This window comes from Providencia burhodogranariea DSM 19968 (assembly GCF_000314855.2).
Classification (GTDB): domain Bacteria; phylum Pseudomonadota; class Gammaproteobacteria; order Enterobacterales; family Enterobacteriaceae; genus Providencia; species Providencia burhodogranariea.
Window position 1 is genome coordinate 506,343 of record NZ_KB233222.1, and the last position, 14,245, is coordinate 520,587.

Annotated in this window: 12 protein-coding genes and 1 other RNA gene; 5 read left to right on the forward strand and 8 right to left on the reverse strand. The window is 38.8% G+C overall.

Features of this window, described 5'->3' with window-relative positions:
* Window positions 1-82: 82 nt before the first annotated feature.
* Window positions 83-301 (reverse strand): AlpA family phage regulatory protein, encoded by a 219-nt coding sequence (locus tag OOA_RS02080; RefSeq protein WP_008910467.1) that lies wholly within the window; start codon window positions 299-301, stop codon window positions 83-85.
* Window positions 302-452: 151 nt separating this feature from the next.
* Here OOA_RS02080 and OOA_RS02085 point away from each other — a divergent pair, with 151 nt between their 5' ends.
* From OOA_RS02085 to OOA_RS02100, 3 genes are all read left to right on the forward strand, one after another.
* Window positions 453-1,694: a hypothetical protein gene (locus OOA_RS02085; protein WP_008910468.1), complete on the forward strand. Its 1,242-nt coding sequence runs from the start codon at window positions 453-455 to the stop codon at window positions 1,692-1,694.
* A gap of 2,761 nt (window positions 1,695-4,455) precedes the next feature.
* Window positions 4,456-5,618 (forward strand): IS3 family transposase gene (locus OOA_RS20690; RefSeq protein WP_419177163.1). Its coding sequence is split into 2 segments (ribosomal slippage): window positions 4,456-4,693 and window positions 4,693-5,618, totalling 1,164 coding nucleotides; the frame shifts between segments, so codons are not numbered across the junction.
* A 55-nt stretch (window positions 5,619-5,673) separates the two neighbouring features.
* Window positions 5,674-7,053, forward strand: a complete 1,380-nt coding sequence (locus OOA_RS02100) for an ATP-binding protein (protein WP_008910471.1) — start codon at window positions 5,674-5,676, stop codon at window positions 7,051-7,053.
* A gap of 416 nt (window positions 7,054-7,469) precedes the next feature.
* Here OOA_RS02100 and OOA_RS02110 read toward each other — a convergent pair whose 3' ends face one another.
* From OOA_RS02110 to smpB, 5 genes are all read right to left on the reverse strand, one after another.
* The gene (locus OOA_RS02110; protein ID WP_083880260.1) at window positions 7,470-7,877 is read right to left on the reverse strand and encodes a toll/interleukin-1 receptor domain-containing protein; all 408 of its coding nucleotides are present in this window, start codon (window positions 7,875-7,877) and stop codon (window positions 7,470-7,472) included.
* Window positions 7,802-8,335, reverse strand: coding sequence for a hypothetical protein (locus OOA_RS21185; protein WP_169316238.1), 534 nt, complete (start codon window positions 8,333-8,335; stop codon window positions 7,802-7,804). The genes OOA_RS02110 and OOA_RS21185 overlap by 76 nt, the downstream gene beginning before the upstream one ends.
* Window positions 8,336-8,575: 240 nt before the next feature.
* Window positions 8,576-9,817, reverse strand: a complete 1,242-nt coding sequence (locus tag OOA_RS02120) for an integrase (protein WP_008910475.1) — start codon at window positions 9,815-9,817, stop codon at window positions 8,576-8,578.
* A 183-nt stretch (window positions 9,818-10,000) separates the two neighbouring features.
* Window positions 10,001-10,364: a transfer-messenger RNA gene (ssrA, locus tag OOA_RS19925) on the reverse strand.
* Between the two features lie 48 nt (window positions 10,365-10,412).
* Window positions 10,413-10,895, reverse strand: a complete 483-nt coding sequence (gene smpB, locus OOA_RS02125; protein ID WP_008910476.1) for an SsrA-binding protein SmpB — start codon at window positions 10,893-10,895, stop codon at window positions 10,413-10,415.
* Window positions 10,896-11,049: 154 nt separating this feature from the next.
* On the opposite strand from smpB, the gene OOA_RS02130 reads away from it, so the two are divergent.
* A complete protein-coding gene (locus tag OOA_RS02130) occupies window positions 11,050-11,484 on the forward strand; it encodes a type II toxin-antitoxin system RatA family toxin (protein ID WP_008910477.1) in 435 nt (144 codons plus the stop codon).
* A complete protein-coding gene (locus OOA_RS02135) occupies window positions 11,468-11,770 on the forward strand; it encodes an RnfH family protein (protein ID WP_169316240.1) in 303 nt (100 codons plus the stop codon). The genes OOA_RS02130 and OOA_RS02135 overlap by 17 nt, the downstream gene beginning before the upstream one ends.
* A 206-nt stretch (window positions 11,771-11,976) precedes the next feature.
* Here OOA_RS02135 and bamE read toward each other — a convergent pair whose 3' ends face one another.
* Together bamE and recN are read right to left on the reverse strand one after the other, a co-directional pair.
* Window positions 11,977-12,465, reverse strand: coding sequence for an outer membrane protein assembly factor BamE (gene bamE / locus OOA_RS02140; protein WP_008910479.1), 489 nt, complete (start codon window positions 12,463-12,465; stop codon window positions 11,977-11,979).
* A 112-nt stretch (window positions 12,466-12,577) separates the two neighbouring features.
* Window positions 12,578-14,239 carry a DNA repair protein RecN gene (gene recN, locus OOA_RS20820; protein WP_008910480.1) on the reverse strand — a complete coding sequence of 554 codons (1,662 nt, stop codon included), beginning with the start codon at window positions 14,237-14,239 and terminating at the stop codon, window positions 12,578-12,580.
* Between the last annotated feature and the right edge of the window lie 6 nt (window positions 14,240-14,245).

Below are 14,245 nucleotides of genomic sequence, written 5' to 3' on the forward strand. Positions count from 1 at the left end.
TATAACGTCCGTAATAGCTAATTCATAGTAAAGTAGATTAATATTGGATGAAACCATCTACGCTAGTCTCATTACAATATGATCATTTTTTAGTTATTTGACGGTTAAGCAACCACTCATCTATATCTGCTTCCATCCAGCCAACAGATTGTTTTCCTAATTGTCTCTGTTTTGGAAAAGTGGGATCGTAGCGTTTTGACTTTGGGTTCAGCCAGTCGTATATCGTTGAGCGGGCGACGCCAATTTTGGCCATAACCGCACGTATGCGCAAAATTTTCACGGTTTGAGTATGGGGGATCATCTTTCTACCTCATTGAACAGTAAGAGTATAAATTGCTTGTTGAATAACGACTCTCCGTTATTCGCCACCTAGCTGGTATGCGATAGATTGTAATGAAGACGAATAGTGTCTAAAATTGGTAGTTATTAATGACTTTTTTTGACATTGACTTATGCCATCTACTACAAATTTGCAAAAAGCAGCGTTTGATGCGATTGATACCCTTCACTTTGGTCAGGTTTTAATGAGTTTTATCTACGGAAGGTCCATAGCTGATTGGTATCACTACATTCTTACTCTAATTAATGAGGCACTCCAGAAGAAAGGGATTAGCGGCAAGCAAGCAGAGATAACCAAGCATTATCTGCTTAGTGCCCTTGAAATATATTTGTCTGTTGATAATAAATATATTTCAGATTTACATGATTATAGTGAAGAAAATAATTCTGATGGCACACCTTATAATCGAGATATTAGCGAACAATTCATTGAACATAGAAGAAATTATAGCCTTTCATTACTTTGCGCCGTTGCTTGCGAGAATGGTGTGGATAAAAAATTCATTGTTCAGACAACAGCAGAGTGGATAAATAATGAGAAACTAGGTTTATCAACGATGCCCGCTCTTGTCAGGAACCGACTGGTCGAATGTTGTTATGCCATTGAATATCCTGATGCACCTCTCCGTTTTTATCATGAATTAGTAAATCACAATATTATTTTATGTGGAAAACATTCGAGTAAAAAAGATAAATATGCTCAAGAACTAGGTTCAGAACTATCGTTATTGTTCATCCGTGCAGGCTTACTTTTTGAGTTTAAGATGCAGCAAAGAGCGATGGAAATAATGACATCTAATAAGAATAATTACCAAATTAAGATTTCCAAACTTGATTTTGAAAAATCTCGGATATCTCGTAAGAATATAGCGGATTACTATAAAAGACTTATTGATATCTGGTTACTAGAGAAGAATCCAAGTACATTTGCAATTTTTCGATGTAAAGAGCATGTTTCGAAAACAGATGCTGAAAAAATCCTTAAAACAATGAGAAAATTTTATTTGCATAAACGAATGTTTGGTGGCACACAAGGAAACTGGCTAGGAACGCTAGGGGCATTTGAGATTGAGCTCTGCTGTAAGGAAGAACCAAAACGGGCGATTTATTATGAGACAAATAATAGTCTTACAATTTCAGATAAAGTTAAATCAAAACTTTTAGATTATGGCTTTAATGTATCAGCAAGAAGTTTGTATCTACGGCATAAGGCAATAAAAAAAGAGGGCTACTCTAAAATTCTATATTATTACCACTCCGTATTAGGGCTACCATATATCCCCCCTTGGTATCTTAATAAGAATGATTTATACGACTTAGCCCTAGAATACAAAGCGGAAAATGTGAACGAATAACGACGTGTTTATTCATACTGCCTGTTAAATAATTTGTACGGTGACCCTAATTGATGTGCGATTTATTCTTTCATTCTGTAGTTGCGCAAAAATAATATTCACCGACTTGGCTCAGCAGTGATAACCAATCCTTTTTGCGTGGTATGTCGCTATCGTTTGATTATTTATATGTTCACTGTAATAGCTTTTTTATCTCCATAAAAGGCTGAGCAAAGGTAGAGAATTCAAAAAGTCATGATGTAAAAATAAGTGAAGGATATATAATGTTATGTTTTTTAGTAGATACTAATGATCGTTCTTTATTAGCGGTAATCGTAATGTATCTCCGCATGTTTACTTCTTTATCAGTGGTAGTCTAGGCTGCTCTGAATTTGTTATTACAGACATCTATTTTTATATTGGTTAGGATATGGTTGATATTTTGATTATAGTAAGGTCAATATATTATTGAGGCTTGATTGTGGCAATCTTTGATATTGAAAAAGATGAATTACTCGGGCTATCTGATGTTCAGTTAGAAGAGCTAATTGCTCGTCTTTCTGAGGCAGAGGTAGCAGCACATGGTCATAGCCCTGCTAGGGTAAATTGGTCTGGCTCAATCAATGCTCCAGATGATGGTATTGATGTTCATGTTAATGTTCCTGTAACGCAATTAACTACAGGGTTTATTGAAAGGCCGAATACAATTCTTCAATCAAAAAAGCATTCAATGCCTAGGAATGCTATTACAAAAGAAATGGTTATGAATGGCGAATTATCATCAACGATTTCTTTATTAGCTGCACAAGGAGGAAGTTATATTATTGTCAGCTTAGCTGATGATTGTACTACTCCAGTGCTAAACAATCGCATTGAAGCCATGCAAGATGCAGTGAGCAGAGATCCTAATGGCAGTAATTTGCATTTAAGCTTCTATGACCGTTCTAAACTAACTCAGTGGGTGCGCCAACATCCGTCAGTGATGTTATGGGTGAAAAGGACGTTGGGTCGAGGGTACTCTGGCTGGCAGCCGTATGGGGCATGGAGCAACCCACCGCAAGGAGTGGTAGATACTATAATTTTCGCACAAGGTGTGAAGATCTCATTGCCATCAGGAAAAGGTCAGAATCTTAGTATTGAGGATGCAATCGGACCGATGAGAGACTTTGTACGAACGACTAATAAAGCAATTCGTATTACTGGATTATCTGGGGTAGGGAAAACGCGTATCGTACAGGCGCTTTTTGATGAAACTGTAGATACAGTTGGAATAGATGCTCTTGATAGAACAATTGCTGTTTATGTCGATACTGGTGCTGAACCAGAGCCGTCGGCTACAGTCATGTTGGAGAGGCTTATTTCTGAAAACCGACATTCAATTATGATCCTTGATAATTGTCCGTCAGACCTCCATGCAGACTTGGCTAAAAGGGTTTCTACTGCATGTGACAATGTAAAACTCATTACTATTGAGTACTACGATATTAGGGATGATAAGCCACAGACCACAGATGTAATTCACATAGAGACAGTAGGGCCGGAAGTCGCTGAAAAATTACGGCTTCGTCGTTTTCCTAATATAGGTCAGAACAATGCTCGTAGGATTGCAGAGTTTGCAGATGGTAATGCAAGAGTCTCTTTGGCAATAGCTGAGAGGGTGGAAGAGGGGGAAAGTTTGGCTCAACTATCCGACGCTCAATTGTTTAACCGTTTATTCGATCAGCGTAATCACCAAAATGATGATTTAAGGGAGCAAGCTGAAATATTATCTTTAGTATATTCATTTTCGATTTCTGATCCCGATGTAAGGGAAAGTGAATTAGAAGTATTGGGCTCTCTTTCTGGGTATTCTAAAAACCAATTATTCCGCACAGCCAAAAAATTACTAGATAGGCATATTGTACAAAAAAGAGCTCATTGGCGAGCTATTTTACCTCATGCTATTGCGAACAGATTAGCATCGTCAGCACTTGATAGTATCCCCACCGAACAACTTAGGGCAACCTTTGAAGCATCGAGCAATCAACGTTTATTAATGTCATTTGCTCATCGATTAGGGTTGTTACATGACCATCCTGTAGCCATCGAGATTGTTGAAGGTTGGTTACAACCTGAAGGACTGTTAGGGAAAATTCTAGAGCTAGATGATTCACAAATAAGGATGTTGGAATATATCGCTCCAGTGGCACCTGATACGTTATTGAACCGAATTCAGGTAGAACTCATTGACTCTAATTTCAAAGAGTTAAAGCGCTATGACTCTCGTCGAACAACGACTATCAAACTATTGCAAGCCTTAGCTTATGAGCCTAGAAACTTTGTGCAATGTGCTAAATTGTTAATTCGAATTGCAGATAATGAAAAAGAAAGTAATAACCATGATGATGCGGGGCAAAAGCTCACTAAATTCTTTCAAGCATATTTATCAGGCACCCATGCTTCTATAGAGCAGCGTATTGAAATTATGAATGAATGCCTTACTTCAGATATCGTTGCTCGTAGATCTTTAGGGCTTAAAATGCTTTCAACTGCTCTTGATGGTGGTTTCTGGTCAGGTATTGGGTTGTATGAATTTGGCGCTAAGCCTAGAGATTTTGGATTCGAGCCTGACTACGATGAACTGGTTGAGTGGCGTCATACTTTTATTAATTTTGCATTACAATTAGGGATCTCAAGTGATCTTGAGTTGAAAAACTGTGCTCGACAAATTCTGGCGAATCAGTTTAGAGGAATGTGGTTTCAAGAAGCGATGAGAGAAATACTTATCGATGTAGCTCGTAAATTGCATAATGACTCTCCTTGGGGAGAAGGTTGGATAGCCATTCGTTCAGTGATCTATTTTGATTATACTGAACATCAAAATCATCAAGAAGTTGAATTATTATCAGATAATCTGGCCGCTTTAGAAAAAGAGTTAGAACGCAAAGGTATTTCCCCAAAAGCCTCACCCATGACGCCAGAGCAAGTTGAAATTCGTGAGTTGAAAAAGAAAATTGCACGACTTGAAGAGCATAATGAGATCTTAAAAAAGGCTACAGCGCTGGTGATGTCGGACTCTCTGAACAATTCTCGCTGATCGAGAAACTCAGTCGGCGCTTTAGCATTAAAAAATTGTGTGATGTATTCAGGGTTCATCGCAGTAGTTACCAATATTGGTGTCATCGCACCAAGACGCCTTCAGTAGAACAGGTTAGGCTTCGAGCTTTAGTACGGGAAGCCCATGAAAGCAGTCACGGCTCTGCTGGGGCACGTACTATTGCAGACATTGTATCGAATACAAAGCAGGTTCCTTTAACGCGTTACCGTGCAACTAAGCTGATGAAATTACTTGGCTTAGTGAGTTGTCAAATGCCGAAACATCGGTATAAAAAAGCGGTGCAAGAGCATGTAGAAATACCGAATTATTTAGCACGCCAATTTGCAGTGACAGAGCCGGATCAAGTTTGGGTAGGTGATGTGACCTATATTTGGGCGGGTAATCGTTGGATGTATTTAGCTGTTGTAATGGACTTGTTTGCACGAAAACCGATTGGCTGGGCAATGTCCTTATCACCCAATAGCCAGCTAACAGGAAAAGCGTTATCAATGGCTTTTGAATCAAGAGGCAAGCCCAAAAATGTTCTGTTTCATTCGGATCAAGGAAGTCATTATACAAGCCGAGTCTACCGCCAATTATTATGGCGTTATCAAATAAAACAAAGTTTATCTCGCCGAGGAAATTGTTGGGATAATGCACCAATAGAACGCTTTTTTAGAAGTTTAAAAACAGAGTGGGTGCCGATGATAGGTTATCGAAGTTTTACTGAAGCTCAGCAGCAAATAATCCGTTATATAATTGGATATTACAGTCAACTCAGACCCCATCAATATAATGGTGGATTAACGCCCAATGAATCGGAACGATTATATTGGAGAAACTCTAAAACCGTGACCAATTTTTGTTGACCACTTCAGAAAAATCTATGGGACAGAGGGAATAACTAGTTTTTCTATTGGATCCATGCTTAAAGAGAATGTCCCAATCAATCTTCCATGGACTCGATTATTCAATAGCCATATAGGCATCTTCGGTAACACAGGAAGCGGTAAGTCTAATACGCTAGCAAAGCTTTATACTACCCTCTTCAACGAGAGAATCGATGCACTGAAGCATAAGAGTCAGTTCGTTATCATTGATTTTAATGGCGAATACACTGAAGACCAGCTCCTATCGGCCAAAGACAAACGGATAATTATCCTAGATTCTAAAAAGGCTAAGCACAAATTTCAGATAGAAGCTGTTCATTTTTGGGATGTAGAAACCTTGAGTCTTTTATTCCAGGCCACTACTAACACACAACAGCCATTCTTGCGTCGCGTTCTGTCTGGCAAGAACAAATTTAGGACTACGCCGCTCAAAAGGTATGTGGAAAAGGTTTTTGAGAAAGTTTTTAGCACTGGTGAGGCGAAATCAGATGCATTAGACTTGGGGCGTGAAATTGCGCGAATGATTGAATGCGATTCGTTGCAGGAGCATCTGAAGGGAATTACTTATTATAACAAAGATAAGTATTTTAGGCACAGCAACGGAGTTTACTATAATTCAAATGGCAATGGCTTTGACGAAAATATCAAGCCCATAATTGATGAGCATATTGATTTGGACGGAGTCGACCAGTTCGACGAACTCATCTTGAGATGCTACCTTCAACTCTGTTCAGATGTCGTATTCGGTTATGCTCAATATGAACACATTCAGCCTGTTCTTGCCAGAGCCAAATCATCCATCTCGGCTCTTCGCAATGTTCTTGAAATTGTTGATGAGGCACCACAACCACATGTCTTACATGTTATATCTTTGAAGAAATGTAAGAATGAGATAAAGAAGATCTTGCCATTGCTCATAGCCAAGAATTTCTATATAAATCATAAGGACGCTGAGAGCCTTAAGAGTCCACCGAGTCGGACTCTTCACCTCATCATTGACGAGGCTCACAATATTTTGTCTGAGCAGTCTACTCGCGAGCATGAAATCTGGAAAGACTACCGACTTGAACTCTTTGAAGAAATCATCAAGGAAGGGCGAAAGTATGGCGTCTACCTCACACTATCCAGTCAGAGGCCAGCCGACATTTCACCGACCATTGTTTCTCAGATTCACAACTTTTTCATACACCGATTGGTAAACGATCGCGACCTCATGCTGTTGGACAACACAATTAGCACATTGGACTCTAGTTCCAAGGCTCTCATCCCAACTCTAGCTAAAGGTTGTTGCGTGGTCACAGGAACAGCATTTGATCTGCCAATGATCTTAAAAATTGATCCGTTGCTAAAGCAGCATAGACCCAGCAGTGATGATGTAAATCTTGAAGAACTTTGGGCACAGCCTAGTGTTTAGGACTGAATTTCGTACTGTCGCTCCGTTGCTCATTATCCATTGTAATTACGAGGACGCACTGGCTGTTGATATCTTCTGCTAACTTTGTGGATGGTGAGCATAATTATCATGGATTTTATGTATTATGATGTTATAAACGTTAGCTTCTGACACGAAAGTGCCCTTCTCCACTACTCCTAAAATAAGACAGCTATAATTAGATTTTCTGCCCTAAAAATATCACTGCTGCTGTAAACGATAAATACAATCAATCTATATTATATTGAATATCTTGATAACTATAAAATAAAATTAGTGAGATAATTAATAAAACAAGTACAAATCTTTTATTTAATAACATTAAAAATATGGCATAGAGATGTTTATTTCTAAATTTATGGTCATACCATTGGTCATGAATTATTTTACTATATAAGTTAAGTATCATATTTTTCATCAGAATTACCATTTTTTTTAATGTGACCACCTTGCACTTCATTGATTTTTTTATAATCAATTTTTATTATTTCTTTTTTTAGTTTTCGAGCTAGCGTGATTTCCTTTTGGGTCCAAGGGGATAAGTGATAGTTGTCTGAAATTATAGCCATAAAATAATCCGATGAGATTAGTTCATTAAATACTCGTTGTTGCTTGTTTTTACTATCATTATGTAGTAGGTCTATGTAACAAGAATAACCTAATTGCTGTAGCATCCCTTCAATAAATCTCAAGCTATAGATATCTACTTTATTACCTCTTGTTGTATAACTTACGAATATTTTCTTTTTTTTTTGCAAAATACAAAAAGAATAATAATGCATAGAAGAAATATTAATATTAACCATGTCATTATTTTTGTCGAACTTGTTAAGTAAGTTAATGCTATGCTCACCATTAAGTAGATTATTATATACATGATCATACTAGAGTTAAAAAAAGAAGAAATCCAATTTGTTTCTTTTAAATTGAATAGTTCTGGATTACTCTCAATAGATAAAAGTTTCTTGAATCTTGATTGACGCTCTCTATTTTTTCGCTGGAAAAAATAAGTTGTCGCATCAGTAATGTGAAACAGTATTGTTATTAATAAGGTGGCAAAAATTGATGTGAGTATTATTTCTAAATCGGTACTTTTAGCATCATTAGAAAAATGCAATTTAGATAGAAAGAAACCATTAAAAATACCAATGGTCGTTATACATAATTTTTTTATTTCAAAAGATGATTTACTAATTTCTAATATTGAAGCATGAAGCTCTTTAACTTCATTAATCAACATGTTATTTTCTTTTTTATCAGTCATTTCTTCAAATTATGTCTATTTAAGTTATGTCTACTTTTTCATTTTAATCTTTATGTATATAAAGATAAAGAAATTTTTAATGTGGGAAGTACATACACTATGCAGTGGTCGTCAAAATTTGACTGCAGAATGAAAACTTTTAGGCCCAGCCAAAGACTGCTTCTGGCACAAAATTAACATTCAGACGATGCATAGCCCTGTACTCTTATAGCGCAATTAAAATTCGAACTGGCGCACAAATTACCCAACTAGCGATATCCCTCTTATCCCGCCTTCAATAATACTTCCCCTATCAGCCGATTCAATAAAATCAGCCCACCATTGCATCATAGGGCGTCTTTGCTCTAGGTAGTCACTACGATTATAGGCACGTCTAACTTCGTTTTTATCAACGTGGGCTAGGGCGGCTTCGATAACATCAGGTGGGAAGCCTTGCTCATTGAGAGCGGTGCTGGCAATTGATCGAAGACCGTGAGAAACCAGTACACCGCCGAATCCAGCACGTTTTAATGCAGCATTGACGGTTTGGCTATTCATGGGTTGAGTCGGCTTGATACGGCTAGGAAAGATAAACTCACGATTACCACTGAGAGGTTTCATTAGCTCTAGAATAGCTAAAGCAGCTTCAGATAACGGAACGGTATGTTCACGGTTCATCTTCATTCTAGCAGCAGGTATCTTCCATTCCTTGGTCTCAAAGTTGATTTCATCCCAACGGGCTTCAGCGGCTTCAGCAGGGCGCGAGATGGTGAGTAGCTGCCACATGAACAGGCATCGAGTAGATAGGCTAATACTAGCTGTACGCATTGTCTGCATGAGCTTTGGTAGCTGATCAGGGGGAATACTTGGCATATTCTTTTTCTTGGGTTTTTCAAAAGCCTTGCCAATATTGATACTCGGTACGGCATCAATTAAGCCAGTATTTTGAGCATAGATCATCACTTCGTTGATACGCTGACATAGGCGACGAACCGTTTCTAGCGCACCTCTAGCTTGAACCGGTTGTATTGCTTGGACCAATATATGCGCTTTGATATCAGTAACGCTGATGTCACCAATGGCAGGGAACACATCTCGTTCAAGTGAACGCCAGATATCATTACCGTAGTCTTCTGTTACAGTGGACTTCTTCACTTCCCACCAACGTTCAGCAACAAGTTGAAAGGTATTTGTCTTAGCTTCTAAGCTGTTACGGACTTGCTCTTTATGGTGATCTTGTGGGTCTATTTGTTTAGCGAGCAGTGTTCTTGCTTCAAGGCGATAGCTACGTGCATCCGCAAGGCTGACGGCAGGGTAAGAGCCTAGGCTCTTTTTAGCTCGCTTTTTAGTGAGAGGTCGAATGTAGCGAAATGACCACAGCTTGCTGCCATTGGATTTAACCAATAGTTCTAATCCATCGCCATCATAGAGGACATAATCACTCTGCTTTGGTTTTGCTGCATCGATCTCTTTTGCTGATAAGGGTTTGGTTTGTCTTGCCATTTTTGATGTTCCATTGTTTTTAGGCACCTCAAAAACTATAAAGGTTAACGAGGTGCCTATCAAGGTGCCTAAGATGATTGGATTTAATTAGGTGACATCAGACTGCGCAGGACATAAAAAAGCCCGCAACTCATTGAGTTAGCGGGCTTTTCAGTCTTCTTTGGACGTCCTTAGAAGATAATTTGGTGGAGCTGGCGGGAGTTGAACCCGCGTCCGAAATTTCTACATCCTCGGTACTACATGCTTAGTCTAGTCTTTAAATTCATTTGCCAGCTGCGGACAGACACGCTACTAACAAACTATCCTGATTATATTTAATGCTTCAACCTCAGGCAAGGCATCCACACGAGCTCTTTTGGGTTTGACTTCTCTTGATCCCCGTCCTAAAAGCGGAGGCTAGGGAGAGAAGGCTCTAAGCAGGTTATTAAGCTGCTAGTGCGTAGTTTTCGTCGTTTGCGACTATTTTTTTGCGGCTTTTAACGAGGCCAACCGCCCCTCGGCATGCACCTTGGGTTTCGCAAATCCCGTCGAATCCAGAATCAGCCCCAAGTTGTTGAACGCAGTATAACAGGAAAATATCCTAAAAAGCTAGAACTTAGCGATTAGAATGTTTCATTATACGTGCTTTATCTAACTGCCACTCGCGATCTTTTATATCAGAACGCTTATCATGTGCTTTTTTACCTTTTGCAACGCCAATTTTGACTTTGCACCAAGCATTTTTCCAATAAAGTGAAAGAGCGATGACTGTGTAACCGTCACGATTAACTCTGCCGTAAAGAGTATCTAATTCTCGTTGATTTAATAACAATTTTCGACTGCGGGTTGGATCGCAGACAACATGAGATGATGCTACATTCAACGGCGTAAAGTTTGCACCAAATAGATATGCTTCACCATCTCTAAGCAAGACATAGCTATCACCGATATTTGCTTTACCAGCACGTAGTGATTTGACTTCCCAACCCTGTAAGGATAAGCCTGCCTCGAACTCTTCTTCGATAGAATATTCGTGGCGAGCACGTTTGTTCATGGCAATTGTTGCCGAACCGGGTTTATAAGCTTTTTTCTTTGTCATAGTTTCGCCATTATACTGTAAGCTGAATTGAAATAAATCTTTCTACGCTTAAAAATGTGCCAATTGTGCAATAATTATCCTTAATCGGTTTTGTTTTTTGTTTAACCAATCAACGGTGGTATTATATGTGCAGTTTTTGGGGATGGGAATTGATATGCCACAGATTAGTCGCTCTGCGTTAGTTCCGTTCAGCGCAGAACAAATGTACAAACTTGTTAATGATGTTATAGCATATCCAAATTTTTTACCTGGGTGTGTAGCGAGCCGTGTAATTAGTCATAGTGATGATGAAATGACGGCTTCAGTGGAAGTTTCAAAAGCTGGTATCAGTAAGACCTTTATAACTAAAAATGTCCTGGAGGATAATAAATGTATCCATATGCATTTGGTGGAAGGGCCTTTTCGTAAGCTAACAGGTGGATGGCGTTTTATCCCTCTAAGCTCAGATGCGTGCAAAATTGAATTTCACCTTGATTTCGAGTTTACCAACAAATTAATTGAACTGGCATTTGGCAAAATCTTTAAAGAGCTTGCTAATAATATGGTTCAGGCTTTTACACTTAGAGCGAAGGATGTATACAGTGTCTGAGTTAAATGTAGAGGTTACCTATGCATTACCTGAAAAACAATATTTATTGCAGGTAAAAATTGCAGAAGATGCGACAGTCGAAGATGCGATTATCGCTTCTGGTATTCTTGCACTAAGAACAGATATTGACCTTAAAAAAAATAAGGTCGGCATTTATAGTCGCCCAGCGAAGCTTAGTGATAACTTACAGGAAGGCGATCGAGTTGAAATATATCGGCCTTTGATTGCTGATCCTAAAGAGCTACGTCGCAAAAGAGCTGAAAAATCTAAGGATAACAAAAAGTAATTGTTATTTTTTGAAATCTTCTAGTGAACCTGAACCGAGAATATTCTCGGTTTTTTTATTCCTATTAGTTAGTCAAAATTTATTCTTAGCTTATTGAATTGGGGGGGATAGAAGAGTGATTTTAAAGGATAATAACTACCTGCTTAGATAATTGTAGTGCAGGTAGTTATTACATATTCAACTGATAGCAAGGTTGCTAATTAATCTTAATGAGTTAGCAATTTTTGTGTGGATGAAGTTGCTTGTTTTTTATCAGTAATTGGTTCTATAGTTTTGGATTCATCAGTGTTCGTCGCTGTAGCTACCGGATCTACTTTAGGTTGCGAGTTTTGAATTTCTTTTGTTTCCATGGACTCCTGCGCTGCAAGGTTCTTCTCATTTTTGATCTCGGTAAGAATTCCGTTACGGTCAAAATTGAGTGTTAAAGTCTCTTGTGTAACGGGATCATGGCCAAGCTCTTGGCGGAATACATAATACCAAGTTTGAGTACCAAACGGGTCGGTTAACATTGGTGTGCCCAAAGTATAAGCGACCTGTTGCTGAGTCATTCCTTTTTGAATTTTAGCAACATCTTTCGCTGTCAGGTAATTACCTTGGTTAATATCAGGGTGATAGACAAGACGCTCCATCATTGAACAGCCCGTTGACATTAATGCGAGTGATAGTGCAGCAGCGGTTAACAGTTTATAACGCATGGATATCTCATTCCTTTTGGAGTCAGAACATCAATGATAATCGACATTGATACAATTTAAAACCTTCCATATTGACTCTAAGACCACATGAGAGCAAAAAAGTTGTTAAAATTTATGCTGCAAGCAACTCTTTTGCGTTTGCCAGTGTATTTTTTGTGACTTCACTGCCAGCTAAAAGACGAGCAAGTTCTTGTAAACGTGATTTTTTATCCAGGAGTTGCATATGTGTTTCTGTTTCAATTCCGTTAGTCTCTTTACTAACATAAAAATGATAGTGCCCACAGCCTGCAACTTGAGGTAAATGTGTTACACACATAACCTGCGTTGATTCCCCTAACTCACGTAATAATTTTCCTACTATGGCAGCGGTAGGACCACTAATTCCGACATCTACTTCATCAAAAATCAGAGCGGGAGTATCCATTTTTTTAGCTGTTATGACTTGGATAGCTAGTGCAATGCGTGATAACTCACCACCAGATGCAACCTTAGCAAGTGCTTGATGTGGTTGCCCCGGGTTTGTCGTGACATTAAATTCAACTTTACAAGCTCCATCTGGTTGTAAATGTTCTGGAGTGAATCTAATATCAATAGTAAATTGCCCATGAGGCATAGAGAGTTGGTGCATACTATTGGTAATTAATTGGCTAAGTTCTTGTGCGTACTCTAAACGAATATGGTGTAGAGTTTGAGCGCACACAATAGCTTGTTGATGATCAGCTCGTACTTGCTCGCTTAATACTTCACAATCTTCGCTTTGACTCGCTATTTTTTCTTGTTCATCCAATAGTTGCTGATACAAATCAGGCAAAGCTTCTGGCGTGATATGGTGTTTGCGAGAAAGACTTATTTGTTTTGAAATACGCTGTTCAAGCTCAAACAAACGATTAGGATCCAGCTCATATTGACCACAATAATGCCTGAGTTCCTCGCTTACTTCGCTAACTTGAATGGATGCTTCTTCAAGCATATCTAATAAACTAGAAAATTTAGTATCTAAAGACGCTAATTCATCAAGTTCACTTTTAGCAATATTTAACAAACTTAGAATATTGGCATCATCATTATCAGACAAAATTTGCATAGCGTTTTGCCCAAGCATTAAGAATTGCCCGTAATTTGCGAGTTGCTTATATTCTTGCTCGATATTTTCAAACTCACCTTGGATCGGAGAAAATTCACTGAGTTCTTTTAAATGATAATCAAGTAATTGTTGGCGCGATTCGCGTTCTTGCATCTGTTTTTGGAACATAGCGAGTTGCTGGCAAGAGTCGTGCCATTTCTGCCATGATTGTTTCATCTGTGAAAGTAAATCTTGCTGATTGGCGTAGGCATCTAGCAATGATTTTTGATGTGCATTATCGAGTAAAAGCTGGTGTGCGTGCTGGCCGTGAATTTGAATGAGCAAGGTACCAAGTTCACGAAGTTGTGAGAGCGGCACAGCAGTGCCATTAATAAACCCTCGCGAGCGGCCATCAATGGTTATGGTGCGACGTAAAAGGCATTCATTGTGATTATCTAGCTCATGAGAAATAAGCCATTTTGTGGCCTTTTCTGCGTCTATTAAGGAGAAGCGCGCGCATAAATCAGCTCTTTGCGCACCGGGACGAACCATATTAGTCTCGCCTCTATTACCCAAACAGAGTCCTAGTGCATCAATAGCGATAGATTTACCTGCACCAGTTTCACCCGTAATTGTGGTCATACCGCTACGAAAATCAATTTCCAGATCACGAACGATAGCAAAATTATTAATGGTAAGTTGGGTAAGCATCTGCGC